This is a genomic window from Flagellimonas beolgyonensis (assembly GCF_003992615.1).
GTDB lineage: Bacteria > Bacteroidota > Bacteroidia > Flavobacteriales > Flavobacteriaceae > Flagellimonas > Flagellimonas beolgyonensis.
The window spans coordinates 521,151-540,059 of the sequence record NZ_RZMY01000013.1; the positions used below are offsets into that span (position 1 = coordinate 521,151).

15 protein-coding genes are annotated in these 18,909 nt (G+C 45.4%); 11 read left to right on the forward strand and 4 right to left on the reverse strand.

Annotated elements, in window-relative coordinates:
* Nucleotides 1–46: 46 nt before the first annotated feature.
* A complete protein-coding gene (locus tag EO131_RS09140; RefSeq protein WP_127021059.1) occupies nucleotides 47–937 on the forward strand; it encodes a TolB-like translocation protein in 891 nt (296 codons plus the stop codon).
* A gap of 107 nt (nucleotides 938–1,044) precedes the next feature.
* The gene (locus tag EO131_RS09145; protein WP_127021061.1) at nucleotides 1,045–2,124 is read left to right on the forward strand and encodes a 3-keto-alpha-glucoside-1,2-lyase-like domain-containing protein; all 1,080 of its coding nucleotides are present in this window, start codon (nucleotides 1,045–1,047) and stop codon (nucleotides 2,122–2,124) included.
* Between the two features lie 6 nt (nucleotides 2,125–2,130).
* Here EO131_RS09145 and EO131_RS09150 read toward each other — a convergent pair whose 3' ends face one another.
* Together EO131_RS09150 and EO131_RS09155 are read right to left on the reverse strand one after the other, a co-directional pair.
* Nucleotides 2,131–3,306 carry a GlmU family protein gene (locus EO131_RS09150; protein WP_127021063.1) on the reverse strand — a complete coding sequence of 392 codons (1,176 nt, stop codon included), beginning with the start codon at nucleotides 3,304–3,306 and terminating at the stop codon, nucleotides 2,131–2,133.
* A gap of 83 nt (nucleotides 3,307–3,389) precedes the next feature.
* The gene (locus EO131_RS09155; RefSeq protein ID WP_127021065.1) at nucleotides 3,390–3,659 is read right to left on the reverse strand and encodes a type B 50S ribosomal protein L31; all 270 of its coding nucleotides are present in this window, start codon (nucleotides 3,657–3,659) and stop codon (nucleotides 3,390–3,392) included.
* A gap of 160 nt (nucleotides 3,660–3,819) precedes the next feature.
* Here EO131_RS09155 and EO131_RS09160 point away from each other — a divergent pair, with 160 nt between their 5' ends.
* From EO131_RS09160 to EO131_RS09190, 7 genes are all read left to right on the forward strand, one after another.
* Nucleotides 3,820–4,341, forward strand: coding sequence for a DUF4199 domain-containing protein (locus tag EO131_RS09160; protein ID WP_127021067.1), 522 nt, complete (start codon nucleotides 3,820–3,822; stop codon nucleotides 4,339–4,341).
* A gap of 42 nt (nucleotides 4,342–4,383) precedes the next feature.
* The gene (locus EO131_RS09165) at nucleotides 4,384–5,331 is read left to right on the forward strand and encodes a glycosyltransferase family 2 protein (protein WP_127021069.1); all 948 of its coding nucleotides are present in this window, start codon (nucleotides 4,384–4,386) and stop codon (nucleotides 5,329–5,331) included.
* 57 nt (nucleotides 5,332–5,388) lie between these two features.
* On the forward strand, nucleotides 5,389–7,095 hold the full coding sequence (locus EO131_RS09170) for a phospho-sugar mutase (RefSeq protein ID WP_127021071.1): 1,707 nt from the start codon (nucleotides 5,389–5,391) through the stop codon (nucleotides 7,093–7,095).
* 4 nt (nucleotides 7,096–7,099) lie between these two features.
* On the forward strand, nucleotides 7,100–8,926 hold the full coding sequence (locus EO131_RS09175) for an ABC transporter ATP-binding protein (RefSeq protein WP_127021073.1): 1,827 nt from the start codon (nucleotides 7,100–7,102) through the stop codon (nucleotides 8,924–8,926).
* 259 nt (nucleotides 8,927–9,185) lie between these two features.
* A complete protein-coding gene (locus EO131_RS09180) occupies nucleotides 9,186–9,728 on the forward strand; it encodes an RNA polymerase sigma factor (protein WP_127021075.1) in 543 nt (180 codons plus the stop codon).
* A gap of 33 nt (nucleotides 9,729–9,761) precedes the next feature.
* A complete protein-coding gene (locus EO131_RS09185; protein WP_127021077.1) occupies nucleotides 9,762–10,295 on the forward strand; it encodes a hypothetical protein in 534 nt (177 codons plus the stop codon).
* A complete protein-coding gene (locus tag EO131_RS09190; RefSeq protein WP_127021079.1) occupies nucleotides 10,288–10,725 on the forward strand; it encodes a hypothetical protein in 438 nt (145 codons plus the stop codon). Before EO131_RS09185 ends, EO131_RS09190 begins: the two co-directional genes overlap by 8 nt.
* 27 nt (nucleotides 10,726–10,752) lie before the next feature.
* On the opposite strand, the gene EO131_RS09195 is transcribed toward EO131_RS09190, so the two are convergent.
* Nucleotides 10,753–11,787 (reverse strand): WD40/YVTN/BNR-like repeat-containing protein, encoded by a 1,035-nt coding sequence (locus tag EO131_RS09195; RefSeq protein WP_127021081.1) that lies wholly within the window; start codon nucleotides 11,785–11,787, stop codon nucleotides 10,753–10,755.
* 59 nt (nucleotides 11,788–11,846) lie between these two features.
* Here EO131_RS09195 and EO131_RS09200 point away from each other — a divergent pair, with 59 nt between their 5' ends.
* Entirely contained in the window at nucleotides 11,847–13,061 is a 1,215-nt protein-coding gene (locus tag EO131_RS09200; RefSeq protein ID WP_127021083.1) for an RsmB/NOP family class I SAM-dependent RNA methyltransferase, read from the forward strand.
* 236 nt (nucleotides 13,062–13,297) lie between these two features.
* On the opposite strand, the gene EO131_RS09205 is transcribed toward EO131_RS09200, so the two are convergent.
* Complete coding sequence (locus tag EO131_RS09205; RefSeq protein ID WP_127021085.1) at nucleotides 13,298–14,890, reverse strand: amidohydrolase; 1,593 nt, start codon at nucleotides 14,888–14,890, stop codon at nucleotides 13,298–13,300.
* Nucleotides 14,891–15,137: 247 nt separating this feature from the next.
* Between EO131_RS09205 and purL the strand changes: the two genes are divergently transcribed.
* On the forward strand, nucleotides 15,138–18,797 hold the full coding sequence (gene purL / locus EO131_RS09210) for a phosphoribosylformylglycinamidine synthase (protein ID WP_127021087.1): 3,660 nt from the start codon (nucleotides 15,138–15,140) through the stop codon (nucleotides 18,795–18,797).
* Nucleotides 18,798–18,909 lie beyond the last annotated feature (112 nt).

The following is an 18,909-nucleotide window of genomic DNA, read 5'->3' on the forward strand; positions in this document are numbered from 1 at the left end:
TTTGTCGCTCCATTTGTCCATTTTGAACGAATCAATTAATCACATCATGAAAAAAACAACTATCGGTTTAATCGCAGCTTTGGTATTGATTATTAGTGCCTGTAAAACAAAAAATCAAGAATCAAAGGACATTGAAAAACCAATTAGGGCAAACGATTACCTTGGTCAAAAAACACCTGGACTCATTCCAGAACCTTTTGCACCTGGCTTGGTTACCACAGAGTATTGGGAATATGGTGGTGTCTTTACACCTGACCTAACTGAATTCTATTTCCTTGCCAGTGGAGGGGAATATGAAGCTTCCACCTTTGTGGTTTTTCAATATGTTGATGGTGATTGGGTAAAATCAGCAGTATCACCCCGGGTTGGTCAACCCACATTTTCACCCGATGGAAAGACCATGCACCTTGGCAGGCGCTATATGGAGCAGACTCCAACGGGATGGTCGGAAGTAAAGACGCTGGATGCCCCTTTTAACGATCAGTTGATTATGCGGCTTTCGGTAGCGGCCAATGGCACCTATTATTTTGATACATACGATAAAGACAATCCGGAATTTCCCATTCGTTATTCCCGATTGATCAATGGAACGTATGAGGAACCCAAACCGTTGGACAAAGCCATAAACACAGGAACCCAATTAAACCATCCTTTAATTGCGCCGGATGAGTCGTATCTACTGTGGGATGCCAAAAGGGAAGATGGTCACGGCAATTCTGATATTTATATCAGCTTTAAGCAGAAAGATGGTTCGTGGGGCGAGGCACTTAATTTGGGCGACAAGGTAAATACAGATGCTTGGGAAGCCGCGGCCAGTGTAACGCCAGATGGCAAATACTTGTTTTTCAACAGGAACATGGGGTCGGACGACTACGAAAATGTAGATATTTTTTGGGTGGATGCACAGCTTATCGAGAATCTCAGACCAAAATCATAAATGGGCCAACTCATACATTTATCCATCAATTGAGAATCACAAATCTTTGTTAGGATGATTTTAGGTGTCCGACAGAACCGCTAACTTATCCTTTAAAAAACGAGCGCATGGCACTTTTCCGGTTATTTTTTCTTGTTGGCTTACTTTGGTCCACTCAGTTAGTTCAGGCACAAACTGCCCAAACCATTCCCCTTCAACCTAAGTATTGGACCATAACCCAAGGCGGAAAATCGTCATTTGAAACCTTTGACGAAAGGGAAACCTTAGTATTGGATGGTAAGGCCGTGGCGACCGGGATGGAATTCTCCAACGGCATTTTAGAAGTGGATGTATATGCCAAACAGGCACGCAGCTTTGCTGGTTTTATCTTTCGAAAACAGGATGGCACCATGGAAGAAGTGTACATGCGCATGCACAAATCGCGCCAGCCCGATGCTGTGCAATACACCCCCACCTACCATGGGGAAAGCAATTGGCAGTTGTACCCGGAACACCAAGCAAATGTGACCTTCAAAGAGGAGGGTTGGCATACACTGCGGGTGGAAGTAAACAACTTGATGGCCACCTTTTACATCAACAATGAAAAGGTTTTGGAAGTACCTACCTTAAAGTCGGGCAATTTAAGTGGCGAAGTGGGCCTCTTTGCCTTATTCGGCAATCGGTTTTCCAATTTTAAACTTACAAAAACGGGGAATGTCATGGTGAAAGAGCCCTACCCAATTGTCACGCCTGCGAAAGGCATTATCGGTGAATGGGATATTACAGAGGCCCAACCTTATGTTGAGGGTCAATTAAATTTTGAAGATTTTGAGAAGGCAAAGATTATTACTGCCAATACGGAACAATCCGGCTTGTTGCCCATTTCGAAATATCTGGCCAAACCGACTTCGGGCAATTTTGAACGCAACCAAGAGGCTTTCACAGTAGCCTCTACAACCATTGCCGTTGATCAAGCCCAGACCAGATTGTTTTCGTTCGATTATAGCGACAAAATCATTGTGTACTTAAATGGAGAACCCATTTTTTATGGCAACAATGCCTTTCGGTCCAAAAACAACCAGTTTCAAGGACATTTAGGCTTAAGTGCCAATAAACTGCCCTTACAACTTAAAAAAGGCTTCAACACCCTGCATTGTGTAGTAATTGACAAAGCCAACGGTTGGGGACTAATCGGAAAATTGGAATAGAGTGGGTTAATAGTTACGCCACTTTTGGGTGAACTCGTAAACGTGTTCCAAGATATCGGCCTCGGTCTGGGTAAATTCCATGTTGCGGCGTTTCATCATTGCCGTGGCCACCTCAAAGGCTTTGGCAGGTTTAAAACCAGTGAATCCGGAAGCCCCTCCCCAGCTAAAACTGGGTATAAAGTTTCTGGGGAAACCATCACCAAAAATATTGGCACTGACCCCTACGACCGTTCCCGTATTGAACATCACATTGATGCCACATTTGCTATGGTCGCCCATCATCAGTCCACAAAATTGAAGTCCTGTTTTGGCAAAACCTTCTGTTTTGTAGTTCCATAGACGAACTTCTGCGTAATTGTTCTTGAGGTTGGACGTATTGGTGTCGGCACCGATATTGCACCATTCCCCCAATACGGAATTGCCCAGAAAGCCGTCGTGACCCTTGTTGGAATTGGCAAACAACACGGAGTTGTTGACTTCACCGCCTAATTTACATCCCGGACCAGCCGTGGTGGGACCGTAAATCTTGGCGCCCATTTTAACTACGGCTCCTTCGCAAAGCGCGAAGCCCCCGCGGATCATACAACCTTCCATCACCAAGGCATTTTTACCTATGTAGATGGGACCTGTGGAAGCATTCAAAATGGAGAATTCAACCGTTGCCCCCTCTTCGATAAAAATATTCTCCGGATGCAACACCTGATTGGTTGTTGAAATAGGTTGACTCTTTCGGCCTTTCGTGATCATGTCAAAATCGGCCAGTAAGGCTTCACCATTTTTGGCAAAAATATCCCACGTGTTTTTTACGGTACAACAATCCCGATCGTAATGCACAAAGGCATAATTATCGCCGGAAAATGGGATATTTGGATCAGTGGTAACATAGGCAACATACTCCTCCCCCTTCATCAATGCCTCACCTTGTTTCAACTTACAGATCGCATCCACCAAATTTTCATCCGGCAAATAACTGCCATTGATTACCATATTCTTATCGGATAAGTGCAACGGAAATTTTTCCGAGAGATAGTCTTCTGTTAAAAAACTAACCGAACCGTCCAACCATTTTTCCCATTTTTCATGAATCGTCAAAATCCCGATGCGGATATCACCCACCGGTCGGGTAAATGTGAATGGAAAAAGATCTTCGCGATGGTTACCGTCGGAAAGAATATAGTTCATAGCAGTGTTTTGAATACTGTAAAAATAAAAAACGCCCTCGAATACCATCGGGAGCGTTCCTATATTTCGTTAAAAGTGTCAACCTATTCGGCCTGCTTCTCTTCTTTGCTGAATTTCTTGTACTTGTTCTTGAACTTATCGATCCTACCAGCAGTATCCACCAATTTGGTCTTACCGGTGTAGTATGGATGTGAAGTTCTTGAAATCTCCAATTTCACCAACGGATATTCAACACCATCAACTGTGATGGTCTCTTTAGCCTCAGCAGTGGATTTGGTAATGAACACATCTTCGTTGGACATGTCCTTAAAAGCAACCAATCTATAGTTTTCTGGGTGTATATCTTTTCTCATTGTCTAAAATGCTTAATCTCTGAAAATTCAGGGTGCAAATTTAATGATTTCTTCGAGACCTCCAACTTAAAATTTATAAAAAAATAAAAAGTAAATTTAATGTAACAATTTCATCCGATCGCCAACTAACTAACAACAATCAGCACTTAAATAAATTAAAATGGAACAACAACAACCTAAAACAGGAAAATTTGCACTGAATTACGGTCTTTTATTAGGGGTCGTGTTTGTGGTTTTCGGGGTAATGCTCTACACCCAGAAAATGCATTATGAAATGAACCCGGCAGTAATGGTGGTATCCGTACTGCTAACTTTGGCGGCCGCATTTTTGGCCACCAACGCTTTTAAGAAGGCGAACGGAGGGTTCTTGACACTTGGCGAGGCCCTAAAAATTGCAGTAGGTGTCGCGGTAGTGGCAACGGTAATCTCCCTGATCTACCAGTACGTACTTACCCATTTTATTGAGCCCGATTATATGGACAAAGCCATGGAGTTGGCCAAGCCAAAGGCCTTGGAGCGCAATCCCAACATGACGGAGGAACAATGGCAACAAGGGGTTGAGATGCAGAAAAAACTTGCATGGATCCAATATCCAATTGGTCTTATTATCAACAGTATCATCGGACTAGTGGTTGGTCTTGTGGTTGGATTGATCCTGAAAAAATCCAAACCGGAATACTAAACCAAAAAATACTACTTTTGAAAGGAATTCGAGAAACAAGCAATGCAGATTTCCATTGTAATTCCTTTACTTAACGAGCAAGAATCGCTTAAAGAACTACATGATTGGATTGTAAAAGTAATGCAATCCAATCATTTTTTATATGAGGTCATCTTTATAGATGACGGTAGTATCGATGGTTCCTGGGACATCATCGAATCGCTCACCAAATCCGACCCCAACGTTAAGGGTATCCGTTTTTTGAAGAATTACGGCAAATCCCAAGCCTTACATGCTGGGTTCCACGCGGCACAAGGCGATGTGGTCATCACCATGGATGCCGACTTGCAGGACAACCCGGAGGAAATCCCTGAGATGTATCGAATGATTACCGAAGGAGGCCAACAAGTCGTGTCTGGGTGGAAAAAGAAACGATACGATTCAGTCATTACCAAGAACCTCCCTTCCAAACTCTTCAACTGGGCAGCTCGAAAGACATCAGGCGTAAAATTGCACGATTTCAACTGTGGACTTAAGGCCTTTGATAAAAATGTGATAAAAACCATAGAAGTCCATGGTGAAATGCACCGCTATATTCCTGTTTTGGCCAAAAATGCGGGCTTTTCCAACATTGCAGAAAAAGTGGTACAGCACCAAGCCCGAAAGTATGGTTCCACCAAGTTTGGGGCAGAACGTTTTATTCACGGGTTTTTGGATCTCATCACCATTTGGTTCGTTTCCAAATTTGGACGAAGGCCCATGCACCTTTTTGGTGCCTTGGGGGTACTGATGTTCATTGTTGGTTTTGGTTTTTCATTATATCTGGGCATCGATAAATTGTTCCTGAACCCCACCGGAAGATTGATTACCGAACGTCCACAATTCTATATTGCATTGACGGCCATGATCATAGGTACACAGTTATTTTTGGCCGGTTTTATCGGTGAAATCATGGTGCGGTCCAGAAAAAATGACACCCGATATACCATCTCGGAGAAAATTAATATCTGAGAGGATGCAAAATCCCTAAACTTTGTATTTTTAAGAAAACTAAACACGCATAGCACTATGGATTCCATTATGGCAACGGCACAATCTTGGCTCACCGATTTTTTTGATGATCGAACGAAGAGCGAAATCCTGAACTTGATAAAGAACGATCCCGAAGAACTGAAGGAACGATTTTACAAGAACCTGGAATTCGGTACCGGTGGCATGCGTGGGGTTATGGGTGTTGGCACCAATAGAATCAACAGGTATACCTTGGGTAAAAACACCCAGGGATTAAGCAACTATCTTAAAAGATCGTACACTGACAGCGAAATCAAGGTGGTGATTGCCTATGATTGCCGACACAACTCCAAAACACTCGCAAGAACAGTGGCAGAGGTGTTTTCAGCCAATGGGGTACATGTATATCTTTTCTCCGATTTGCGAACCACGCCCGAACTTTCCTTCGCCGTGCGGTATTTGGGATGTCATGCAGGTATTGTTCTGACCGCGTCCCACAATCCACCCGAATATAATGGCTACAAAGTGTATTGGGCAGATGGAGGTCAAATCGTGCCCCCACAAGATGGGGAGATCATTGCCGAAATCGACTCCTTATCTTTTGAGGATATCAAGTTTGAAACCAACGAAAACCTCATCCATTTGATCGATGAGGAAGTGGACGAAGCTTTCTTCACGGCTTCCGTCAACAATGGAAATTTCGACGCCAAAGGTAAGGATGACTTCAAGATCGTGTTCACCTCATTGCACGGCACATCCATTACCGCCATTCCCGAAGTTTTGAAGCGGGCCGGCTATAACAATGTGACCATCATCGAGGAACAAGCCAAACCGAATGGCGATTTTCCCACCGTCGTCTCCCCCAACCCGGAAGAACCCGAAGCGTTGGAAATGGCCATTAAAAAAGCGGAGGAAATCGGCGCCGATATGGTGGTAGGAACGGACCCCGACAGCGACCGTTTGGGTATTGCCGTGCGAAACCTTGAAGGGAAGATGGAATTGCTCAACGGCAACCAGACCATGGTACTCATGACCAAATTTCTTTTGGACAAGTACAAAGAACAAGGTTTTAAGGGTAACGAATTTGTAGCTTCCACCATTGTTTCCACTCCAATGATGGGTCAAATGGCAAAAGCCTATGGCGTGGAATTCAAAATTGCACTCACCGGATTCAAATGGATCGGAAAAATGATCAAGGACTTCCCCAATTCCAAATTTATTGGAGGTGGCGAAGAAAGCTTTGGCTACATGGTGGGGGATTTTGTCCGTGATAAGGATGCCGTCACCTCTACCCTATTGGCCTGTGAAATTGCCGCCAATGCCAAGGCCAACGGCAGTTCATTTTACAAGGATTTGATCGATGCTTACGCGCAATTCGGTTTTTATAAGGAAAAACTGATCTCCCTCACCAAAAAGGGCATAAGCGGGGCTGAAGAAATCAAACAAATGCTCAAGGATTTCAAGGAAAACCCGGTTGAATCCGTTCAAGGCTCCAAATTGTTGTGGATCGAGGATTACAATACCTCCATTGCCAAAAATGTACAGACCGGCGAAGAAAAGCCCATCAACATTCCCAAGTCGAACGTGTTGATCTACGAAACAGAGGATGGTACACGCATTGCGGCCCGACCCAGTGGTACGGAACCCAAGGTGAAATTTTACATCAGCACAAATGCAAAATTGGCGAATGCGGCCGATTATAAATCCGTAAATTCGCAGCTGGATGCCAAGTTGGACGGTATCCAATCCGAGCTGAATTTATAAGTGAATGAACTACTTTAAAAAGATTCTCCGGTTTGCTGGTCCCTATCGCAAATACGGCTATTTGAATATATTTTTCAATATTCTATATGCGCTTTTCAGTGCATTGTCCTTTGCTGCATTGATCCCAATGCTCAATGTGCTGTTCGATAAGACCAAACAGCTTACCGCCCCACCTTCCTTTGAAGGCATCGGCAAAGCCAAGGATTATTTCATGGATTACATGAATTACCAGGTCACCCAGTATTCGGGAGAAGACCCCATGAAGGGCTTGGTATTGGTGGTCGGACTGGTCTTGGTGCTCTTTTTGCTAAAAAACATCTTCAATTATCTGGCGATGTACTTTATCACCTTTCTACGGAACGGTGTGCTTCGGGATGTCCGAAACAAGATGTATGAGAAAATTGTGGACTTGCCGATTTCCTATTTTTCCGAAAAACGAAAAGGGGATGTCATTGCGCGGATCACCTCGGATGTACTGGAAATACAACATTCCTTTCTATCCATTTTGGAGCTGATTGTGCGGGAACCCCTTACCATTCTCTTCACCATTGTCGTCATGTTTTTGATCAGTGTAAAGCTGACCATCTTTGTTTTTGTCTTTATTCCCATTGCCGGAATGCTTATTTCCCGCATTGGAAAATCCTTGAAACGTAAATCGGATAGGGTGCAAAAGGAACAAGGTGAGTTTTTATCCATTGTGGAAGAAACCTTGGGCGGACTTCGGGTCATCAAAGCATTTAATGCAGAATCCCGATTCTTTAAGACATTTGAGCGATCCACTTCGCGATTTTTCAAGTTTTCCAATACCCTTTTGAATCGACAAAACTTGGCCTCACCTACCGGCGAGTTCCTTGGGATTTTGGTCATTGGAATCTTGCTGTGGTTCGGTGGGCGCATGGTCTTGGTGGAAAGCACTTTGGATGCCGCTTCCTTTATTGCCTATATGGGATTGGCCTACAATATCTTGACACCGGCAAAGGCCATCAGTAAAGCATCTTATGGGGTCAAAAAAGGAAATGCCGCAGCGGAACGTGTCTTGGAGATATTGGAATCCGAAAATCCAATTAAAGATGCCGATGGAGCCCTAGAAAAAATGGACTTCTCCACCGCTATTGAAATGGCCAATGTTGGTTTCAAATACGAAGATGACTATGTTTTGAAAAACTTCAACCTTAAGGTTGAAAAAGGAAAGACCGTGGCATTGGTCGGCCAATCCGGTAGCGGAAAAAGTACCGTGGCCAACTTGGTCACCCGATTTTATGATGTGAACAAAGGGGAAATCCTGATCGATGGCACCAACATCAAGAACATCACCAAAAAATCCTTGCGCGGACTCATGGGACTGGTTACCCAGGATTCCATATTGTTCAATGACTCTGTGAAACAAAATATTTCACTGGGCAAGGAAGATGCAACCATGGAAGAGATCGTTGCCGCAGCAAAAGTGGCGAATGCGCACGATTTTATCATGGAGCTGCCCCACGGTTACGATACCAATATCGGCGATGGAGGGAACAAACTGAGTGGCGGTCAAAAACAACGCCTATCCATTGCGAGGGCTGTTTTGAAGAATCCGCCCATCATGGTTCTGGACGAGGCCACCTCGGCCCTCGACACCGAAAGCGAAAGATTGGTGCAGGATGCGTTGGAAAAAATGATGAAGAACCGCACTTCCATTGTGATTGCCCACCGATTGTCTACCATTCAAAATGCCGATACGATTGTGGTGATGAGCAAAGGGGAAATTGTGGAACAAGGTACCCACGACGAGCTGATGAAATCCCAAAAAGGCTACAAACGACTTGTGGAGATGCAGTCCTTCACTTCGTAGGTCTGGATTTATGGATCGTTGGATTTCCGGATTTTTGGATTGACAGATTTTCGAATAGAAGTATTTCTGGCTCTTGGCTCTTAAAAACAAAAGTCTTTTTATTCAACCCTCACTACCACACCTCCTTTAACCTTTAACCTTTAACCTTTCACCTTTTACCCATCCCCCTTTTTCATTGTTGATTGTTTATTATCCATTGTACATTGACCCATTAAACCATTTCCCCTTACCTTAGTCAAAGCATCAAATAGTTTGAACCTTGATCGCTGAGGAAACCTTAGTTCAGGAATTAAAGGACCAGAAAAGTCAAGCAAAGGCCTTTGAGGTGTTGGTGAACACCTACAAAGAACGCCTCTATTGGCATATTCGGCGCATTGTGCTAAACCATGATGATGCCGATGATGTGCTACAGAACACCTTTATCAAGGTGTATAAGAACATAGACGGGTTCAAGGGCGAGAGCAAACTATACTCTTGGCTGTATCGTATTGCCACGAACGAATCCCTAACTTTTCTCAAACAAAAATCGAAGAAATTGGGCATTGGCGATCAGGAATTAAAGGACCGGATGGTCGAAAACCTACAAGCCGATGTATATTTTGAGGGGGATGCCATTCAATTGAAATTGCAAAAAGCATTGGCCGAACTCCCCGATAAACAAAAGTTGGTGTTCACCATGAAGTATTTCCAGGAAATGAAATACGAGGATATTTCCGAAGTACTGGAAACCTCGGTGGGCGCCTTAAAAGCCTCCTATCATTTGGCGGTTAAGAAAATTGAAGCGTATCTTAAAGCAGATTAAACCTTGGATGCCTTTTGGCGTCTTATACATACAATGAAAAAGGACAAAAAAAATAGTTTCAACACTCCGGAAGGCTACTTCGAAAGCTTCAACGAGCGGCTGATGTCCCGATTGGGCCAAGATGAAACTGATGCTTCGGAATCCATCATCCCAAAAACCGATGGATTTGGTGTGCCTGTGGGCTATTTTGAAACAATTGGTCCTACGATCCTATCAAAGACCACAACCGAAAAAGGAAAGGTCATACCCCTACGCGCGTATCGCAAATTCTACTACGGGGCCGCAGCTGTGGCCGCTGTGTTGATCATTGTTTTTGGACTTAACTGGAATGCAAAGACCAATCCTGTCACTTTCGATGATTTGGCCAATACGGAAATCGATGCCTATTTTGAGGCGAATGCCTCCGAACTGACTTCCTACGACCTAGCAGAAGTGGTTGCCTTGGAAGACATTCAGTTGAACGACATGTTGGAAGAGGATTTGAATAGTGAACACATTTTGGAATACTTGGACGAAAACGTGGAAGATGTACGAGATCTAAATCTAGAAGAAATTGATTATGAATAAAAAACTACCCATATTGATTGCTTTTTTGGCCGGTATCTTTTGGATACAGGCCCAAGGACCGGTGCGTGATCGTATTAAAACCCTGAAAGTAGCTTTCATTACCGAACGGGTTGGACTGACCAGCAAGGAGGCCCAGCAATTTTGGCCGATTTACAACGAACACGAAGCTGTTTTGGAAGATATCCGACAAAGGGAACGGTCCGAGCTTCATTCGCGCATGCCTTTACAAAACCTATCCGATGGTGACGCCGATGCGCTTTTGAACAACTTACTGGCCCTTCAATTTGAAAAGGAAAAGGCAGATCGGCAATTTATAACGGATATAAGAACCGTAATCCCTGCCAAAAAGGTGCTCCTGCTCCTCAGAGCAGAAGAGGATTTCAAAAAACAATTACTGCAAACCTATCGCAAACGGCGTGGGGGTGGATAACATTAAACTTAACCCATTTCCGTTCCCCTATGGTCGAAAAACCAATCTGGCAATCCGGTTTCTACCGGCGGCATAGGCAACGGAGTCGTTCAAAAACCGAAGGGTAAAGAACGATTCATCGTTTAAGTCTTTCCAGTTTTCCCCACCATCAGCAGAATACGAAATTCCGGTAAATCCAATGGCCACCAAACCCTTCCCTTCGGAATTGGGTACAAACTGCACACAGCTTTTATACCCCGGGGCCACACCATCGGCAATCAGCTGCCATGTTTTGCCACCATCATGGGTAATGATCTTGTTCTTTTCGCTGGATTCAGGGGAAGTATAATCCCCGCCAATGGCAAAACCCAGGTTTTCATCATAAAAATCCATGGAATAAATACCTTGTGTGGGCGCTTCATGAATAATCGGCGTTTGTTGGATTGCCCATGTGGCTCCTTGGTCTGCAGAATGATAGACCCGTCCTTCCGTTGTGCCAATCCACACTTGTTTTCCTTGAACCACTATATTGCTGTTACTGGCCGCAAAGGCACCCTCCCCGGCTATTCCTTCGGGTAATCGATCACACGGCAATTTGGTCCATGAATTCCCTCCATCCCTGGTAATAATAATGGAAAGACAACCATCCACGGTATCACCTACTGCAATGCCGTTCCGATCATCCCAAAAGATTAGGCTATCATAAAAAACACCTTCCCCTTCTTCCTTGTAAACCAATTCCATTTTTCCTTGGCTGCCCGTTTTGAACAAAAGGGCCGGACTTTCCACCGAAAGCATAAAAAAATCATTTGTGGTCTTTCCCACAGCTCGGAAACTTGGCGTTATGGAGTCAAAAGTTTGAATACTGCTCCGTACCTGTTGACTGTTCACATCCACAGTGCCGTACACGCCACCGCTTCCGGCAAACGCCAAAGTATTCGCATCCAAAAAAGTAATGGCCCGAATACTCACCGAGTCTTCAAAAACTGGGGTGATGGTAACCGATTGGAATGGCTGGTATTGCTTTTCGGACGAACAGGAAAAGAAAAGGATAACAACTAAAAGGGTCAAGGAATACCTCATGGAATTTATTTTCTTCAAAAGTAAGGAGAAATGGTACCTTTGCAACCTTATTTTATGTCATGCGTTTACACCGAAATTTGGTTTTTGCCGTAATAGATGCCCTTCAAATGATTTTCAATGATGGGGAATATGCCGATAAGGTCATAGAAAAAGTATTGCGCTATGATAAGCGTTGGGGCGCCCGCGATCGTGCCTTCATCGCCGAAACCACCTATGATATTGTACGTTGGAAGCGATTGTACACCGAGATAGCTGAGGCCCACGAGCCCTATACCCGTCCCCACCTATTCCGCTTGTTCGGCGTATGGTGTGTGTTGCGCGGTATTAAGCTGCCCGATTGGAAGCAATTGGAAGGTACCCCGGAACGACGCATCAAAGGACGTTTTGATGAATTGTCCAAAATCAGAAAATTTAGGGAATCCATTCCCGATTGGCTGGATGAATTGGGGGAAAAATCATTGGGAACCGAGCTTTGGACCAAAGAAATTGCTGCGTTGAACCAACAGGCCGATGTAATCCTTCGTACCAATACCCTGAAAATTGCCAAACCGCAACTCAAGCTCTTTTTGGCCAAGGAGGATATTGAAACCGAATTCCTGGAAGGGTATCCCGATGCACTTCGCCTGAAGGAACGCAAAAATGTCTTTACCACCGAAGCCTTCAAGGATGGACTTTTTGAGGTACAGGATGCCTCTTCCCAACTGGTCGCTCCCTATTTGGAAGTGGAGCCCGGCCAACGGGTCATCGATGCGTGTGCAGGAGCTGGTGGCAAAACCTTGCATTTGGCGTCCATGATGCAGAACAAAGGGCAACTGATTGCCTTGGACATCTATGAAAGCAAACTGAAAAAATTAAAGGTCCGCGCCCGTCGAAATGGGGTACACAATGTGGAAACCCGCGTTATCGATTCCAATAAAGTGATCAAAAAATTGCACAACAGTGCCGACCGACTGCTCTTGGATGCGCCATGTTCCGGATTGGGCGTTATCCGCCGTAATCCAGATTCCAAATGGAAACTGGAACCCGAGTTTGTGGACCGGATTATGGGCGTGCAACAGGAAATTCTCCAGAATTATAGCAAAATGGTGAAAAAAGGTGGCCAAATGGTGTATGCCACTTGCTCTATCCTACCCCAAGAAAACACCGAACAGGTCCAAAAGTATTTGGCTTCCGAAAACGGAAAGGAATTCGAATTGGTTAGGGAAAACAACGTTTATGCCTCCAAAAATGGCTTTGATGGCTTTTATATGGCCCTCATGAAACGAAAAGCCTAAGTTGTCAGTTCGAGCGGAGTCTGAATAAGCTTTTTTGGATTTTCAACTCCCCTCGAACTGCCAACCCGAAGATTTCCAAGAAATAGTGAACAGTCCTGCGGAAGTGCGTTTCGCAAAGCGAAAAAGAGCATGTAGCAGCAGACTGGAACGATTTTATCAAACTGACAAAAATTTCCTAGAAATCCTCTTGATTTTTTGGTTCGTTTTGTATCAAGACAAAATGAACATATCTTAAATCATTGCTTTACCATAGGATATTCCACCCCTAATTGCTCCAAATAGGAATCATATTTGGTTTCATCGTAATAAAACGGCTCCAACTGGGCGCGAAACATACCTTGTTTGTCCTTGTTCAAATAGATGGGCGGCAGATCGTCCGCGGTGATCATGGGTTCGTACTTGGTCTCCTTGGTCTGCTCATTGTTGAAGTAATCCCAGGCCTGGGTCAATAGTTCGGGTTTCAACAAGAAATCAATCAAGGTCATGGCCTCGGCTTTGGCTCCGGCTGTTACGCCTTTGTGTGCAATTGGTGTAGCCATGGCAATGGCGTTGGCCCAATGGTGACCGGGCAACCCCGGAATGTTGGACGGGAAACGCATGGTCACGGTAGGTACTTTCCAAGAAATGTCCCCAATATCATCCGAACCACCGCTAATGGGTTCCAATACCGGCAAGCCCAATTCGGACAATTCGGTGGGCAAACCTTCAATCTCTCTGGCCTTAACTTCGGTCTGTACGGCTTTGGCCAAGGTCTGATCGGCCTCCGACCATTCGGGCAAACCCACTTGTTTAATGTTCGCGTACATGGTTTCGGCAATCACCTTGTTATAGTGTCTGGGCCATGCCGTGCCCAAAACCCTTGAAGTCATAGTAGTGTTCGTCATCAAGGCCGCACCTTTGGCAATGTCGTTCGCTTCGGCATACATTTCCATAATGCCCTCGTAGGTCACATCCCTAAAATAGTACCAAATTGCCGCCTTGGAAGGCACTACGTTGGGTTGGTCGCCCGCATCCGTAAAAATACTGTGCGAACGTTTTAGCGGGTGTAAATGCTCTCGTTTGTAGTTCCAGCCTACATTCATCAATTCCGCTGCATCCAAGGCGCTACGTCCCCGCCATGGTGCCCCGGCTGAGTGGGCAGACTCCCCTTCGAACAAATATTCAACGGAGATCAAACCTGTTCCCCTTGTAGGACCCCATGATACGCCCAAATTATTGCCCACATGCGTAAAAATGCACATGTCGATATTGTCAAACAGTCCATCACGTACATACCAGGCCTTGGCAGCTACCAATTCTTCGGCGATGCCCGGCCACAGGATCAACGTACCCCCAATATTTTCACGTTCCATGATTTCCTTCACCGCCAAGGCGGAAGTGATGTTCAAAGGAATACCGGCATTATGTCCTTCACCATGGCCCGGAGCCCCCTCCACGATGGGTTTGTGATAGGCCACTCCAGGATATTGCGAGGCTTTCGGGATACAGTCCACATCACTGCCCAAGGCAATCACGGGGCCTTCCCCATTGCTCCAAGTGGCCATCCAGGAAGTGGGAATACCGGATACGGAATGTTCAATGGTAAAGCCATTGCTTTCCAAAATACCGGTGAGGTATTTGGAACTTTCTTCTTCCTGGAAGCCGAGTTCAGCAAAGCTGAAGATCTTGTCTACCATCACTTGGGACTGTTTGTGGTTGGCCTCCACAATGGCGGCAGCTTCATTTTTTAATTTTTCAATCTGTTTTTTGGAGTACTTTTTTTGTGCACTGACAGTAAATAGGCAGCTGAAAAGCAGCATGCCCAACAGCAGATAGTTGGCGGTTTTCATACGGTTGGTTTTTGAGTGAGTTATAATCCTTCTAAGATAATGAAACATTGGTAAATGTTTTCAAGTTCATTCAAAGACCGTCAATACTTTTATTAATCTTTTGATTTCATTACACATTTATTGGATTATTGAATTGCTATTGCAACTAATCAACATCCATCGTTAACAAATCTCAAAAACACCACATCATATTCCGTAGCAAAATCGTAAATTTGCACTTTCTTAAACCGCTCAACGCACCAATTGTATGATCCATTTTTTTGGGGACAAGGCGACCAAGGTTTTTGCCGTCCAGACCACACAGGAATTCTCTCAGCAAGACATTGAAAAATTGACTTGGTTGTTCGGCAACCAACCTAAGATAGAAGCGGCGTCACTCGACGCCTTTTTTGTTGGCCCCCGTGCCGCCATGGTCACCCCGTGGAGTACCAACGCCACAGAGATTACCCAAAATATGGGCGTATCGGGCATTGTACGGATTGAGGAATACCATGCCGTTGCCGAGAGTTTTACGGATTTCGACCCCATGCTCTCCCAAAAATACAAGCGTTTGGATCAGGATATTTTTAACATCCATATTGTTCCGGAACCGATTTTGGACATCGATGACATTGCCGCCTACAACCAAAAGGAAGGCTTGGCGCTGAGCGATGAGGAAGTGGCCTATTTGGAAGGTCTTTCCAAAAAATTGGACCGCAAATTGACCGACTCGGAAGTGTTCGGTTTCAGCCAGGTGAATTCGGAGCATTGCAGGCACAAAATCTTCAACGGCACGTTCGTCATCGACGGCCAAGAAATGCCTTCTTCCCTATTCAAATTGATCAAAAAAACCTCCGAAGCGAACCCCAACGATATTGTTTCGGCCTATAAAGACAACGTGGCCTTCGTTAAAGGCCCAAAAGCGGTGCAGTTTGCGCCAAAAAGTGCCGACAAGCCTGACTTTTACGAAGAAAAGGAGTTCGAATCCGTGCTTTCCCTAAAGGCTGAGACCCACAACTTCCCGACCACCGTGGAGCCGTTTAATGGTGCCGCGACAGGTTCCGGCGGGGAAATCCGAGACCGTTTGGCGGGTGGAAAAGGATCATTGCCATTGGCAGGGACGGCTGTGTACATGACCTCCTACTCTCGTTTGGAAGAAAACCGTCCGTGGGAGAAAGCCATGCAAGAGAGAGAATGGTTGTACCAAACCCCCATGGATATTTTGATCAAGGCCTCCAATGGGGCTTCCGATTTTGGAAACAAATTTGGGCAACCCTTGATCGCCGGTTCCGTATTGACCTTCGAACATGAAGAAGAAGCCCGCAAATTGGGGTTTGACAAAGTCATCATGTTGGCGGGTGGTATCGGTTATGGCAAAATCGACCAAGCGCTGAAAGATACCCCGAAAAAGGGAGACAGAATAGTCGTTCTAGGTGGTGACAACTACCGCATCGGAATGGGTGGCGCCGCGGTATCCAGTGCAGATACGGGGGAATTCAGCTCCGCCATCGAATTGAATGCCGTACAACGTTCCAACCCCGAAATGCAAAAAAGGGCTTCCAATGCCATCCGTGGATTGTTGGAGAGTCATGATAACCCTATTGTTTCCATTCACGATCACGGTGCAGGGGGCCACTTGAACTGTTTGTCGGAATTGGTTGAAGAAACCGGTGGAACCATAGATACGGACAAGCTGCCTATTGGTGACCCTACCCTATCGAAAAAAGAATTGATCGGCAACGAATCCCAAGAACGTATGGGTCTCGTGATCGGTGAAAAAGATTTGGACCTTTTGGACCGCGTTGCCCACAGAGAGCGTTCTCCCATGTACAACGTGGGAACCGTGACCGGCGACCACACCTTTAAATTCACCTCGGGTACCACTGGAGAAACCCCAATGAATTTGGACCTTTCGGACATGTTCGGCAGCTCCCCGAAAACCATCATGGAGGACAAAACCGCACAAGTCAATTACCCTGCGCTGTCCTACTCCCTGGAACATTTTCACGATTATCTGGAACAACTGTTGCAATTGGAGGCCGTGGCCTGCAAGGATTGGTTGACCAACAAAGTGGACCGATGTGTGGGTGGTCGTGTGGCCAAACAACAATGCGCCGGACCTTTGCAGTTGCCCTTGAACAATTGCGGGGTAATGGCTTTGGATTTTAAAGGAAAGGATGGCATTGCCACCAGCATTGGACACTCGCCCATCTCTGGACTTATAGACCCTGTTGCCGGAAGCCAGAACAGTGTGGTGGAAGCTTTGACCAATATTGTTTGGGCACCGCTTAAAGATGGCCTAAAATCGGTTTCCCTATCCGCCAACTGGATGTGGCCCTGTCGTAACGAAGGGGAAGATGCCCGCTTGTACAAAGCTGTGGAATCCCTATCGGATTTCGCCATTGCCCTGGGCATTAACGTGCCCACTGGAAAGGATTCGCTTTCCATGAAACAGAAATACAAGGACGGGGAAGTTTTGTCCCCAGGTACAGTGATCATATCTGCTGCTGCACATTGTAACGACATCAACAAGGTGGTGGAACCCGTGCTTCAAAAAGAGGGAGGGGATTTGTATTACATCAACCTTTCCAAAGATAGCCACAAATTGGGTGGCTCGTCATTTGCCCAAATATTGAACGGTATTGGGAACGAAGCACCAAAAGTATTGGACGCCGCGTATGTGAAGACCGTATTCGACACCTTACAAGAATTGATCAAGCAAGGTCATATTTTGGCTGGACACGATGTCGCTTCGGGAGGATTGATCACCACCTTGCTCGAAATGTGTTTTGCCGATACCGATTTGGGAGCCAATCTGGATTTGACTTCCATCGGAGAAACAGACACCATCAAATTATTGTTTGCCGAAAATGCCGGGGTGGTCATTCAAGCGAAGGATGCCTCTATCGAAGTAATACTCGAAAAAGCGGGTATTTCCTTCAACAATATCGGAAGCCCATCCAACGAAGGCACCCTTCGTGTCAAAAACAATGGGGTCGAAATCGGCTTGAACATTCCATCCTTGCGGGATACCTGGTTCAAAACCTCCTATTTATTGGACAATAAGCAAACTGCGAACGGTTTGGCCAAAGAGCGCTATGACAATTACAAAGAACAGGCTTTGAGCTACCAGTTTCCTGAAGATTTTACCGGTAACTTACCTCACGTTCCAAAGACAAATCGACCCAAAGCGGCCATTCTAAGGGAAAAAGGCAGTAACTCCGAGCGCGAAATGGCCAATGCCATGTATTTGGCCGGTTTTGATGTGAAGGACGTGCACATGACCGACTTGATCACAGGACGGGAAACCTTGGAAGACATTCAATTTATTGGTGCCGTGGGTGGATTTTCCAATTCCGACGTGCTGGGCAGTGCCAAAGGTTGGGCCGGAGCCTTCAAATACAATGAAAAAGCAAACAAGGCCCTAAAAGATTTCTTTGCCCGACCCGATACCTTATCTGTTGGGATTTGTAACGGTTGCCAATTGTTCATGGAATTGGATCTCATCAATCCGGAACACGAGACGCACGGGCGAATGACCCATAACGATTCGCACAAGCACGAGAGCAATTTCACCTCGGTGAAAATCCAAGAGAACAACTCGGTGATGCTGTCGAACATGGCGGGTACGACCCTTGGTGTTTGGATCAGTCATGGTGAAGGTAAATTCAGTTTACCGCATGCCGAAGATCAATACCATATTGTTGCCAAATATGGATACGAAGGGTACCCAGCCAATCCGAACGGCAGTGATTACAACACGGCCATGCTATGCGACAAAACAGGGCGACATTTGGTGACCATGCCCCACATTGAACGTTCCACGTTCCCATGGAACTGGGCCCACTATCCAAAGGATAGGCAGGACGCGGTTTCACCTTGGTTGCAAGCTTTTGTAAACGCCAGGGAATGGTTGGAGAAATTGTAGAATCCTTAAAATAGAGGACGTTAGGCGCCCTTTGTTGGGAATTTTGCAAAAATTACATGGGGTAATTGTTAATTCTGTTTCTTTGTTAAGGTCTGATTTGCTAATTTGCAAT

Bases quoted from the DNA above. Each gene is read 5' to 3' on its own strand.
- EO131_RS09140 (WP_127021059.1), top strand. From the start codon at position 47: ATGAAAAAAACAACTATCGGTTTAATCGCAGCTTTGGTATTGATTATT.
- EO131_RS09145 (WP_127021061.1), top strand. From the start codon at position 1,045: ATGGCACTTTTCCGGTTATTTTTTCTTGTTGGCTTACTTTGGTCCACT.
- EO131_RS09150 (WP_127021063.1), bottom strand. From the start codon at position 3,306: ATGAACTATATTCTTTCCGACGGTAACCATCGCGAAGATCTTTTTCCA.
- EO131_RS09155 (WP_127021065.1), bottom strand. From the start codon at position 3,659: ATGAGAAAAGATATACACCCAGAAAACTATAGATTGGTTGCTTTTAAG.
- EO131_RS09160 (WP_127021067.1), top strand. From the start codon at position 3,820: ATGGAACAACAACAACCTAAAACAGGAAAATTTGCACTGAATTACGGT.
- EO131_RS09165 (WP_127021069.1), top strand. From the start codon at position 4,384: ATGCAGATTTCCATTGTAATTCCTTTACTTAACGAGCAAGAATCGCTT.
- EO131_RS09170 (WP_127021071.1), top strand. From the start codon at position 5,389: ATGGATTCCATTATGGCAACGGCACAATCTTGGCTCACCGATTTTTTT.
- EO131_RS09175 (WP_127021073.1), top strand. From the start codon at position 7,100: ATGAACTACTTTAAAAAGATTCTCCGGTTTGCTGGTCCCTATCGCAAA.
- EO131_RS09185 (WP_127021077.1), top strand. From the start codon at position 9,762: ATGAAAAAGGACAAAAAAAATAGTTTCAACACTCCGGAAGGCTACTTC.
- EO131_RS09190 (WP_127021079.1), top strand. From the start codon at position 10,288: ATGAATAAAAAACTACCCATATTGATTGCTTTTTTGGCCGGTATCTTT.
- EO131_RS09195 (WP_127021081.1), bottom strand. From the start codon at position 11,787: ATGAGGTATTCCTTGACCCTTTTAGTTGTTATCCTTTTCTTTTCCTGT.
- EO131_RS09200 (WP_127021083.1), top strand. From the start codon at position 11,847: ATGCGTTTACACCGAAATTTGGTTTTTGCCGTAATAGATGCCCTTCAA.
- EO131_RS09205 (WP_127021085.1), bottom strand. From the start codon at position 14,890: ATGAAAACCGCCAACTATCTGCTGTTGGGCATGCTGCTTTTCAGCTGC.
- purL (WP_127021087.1), top strand. From the start codon at position 15,138: ATGATCCATTTTTTTGGGGACAAGGCGACCAAGGTTTTTGCCGTCCAG.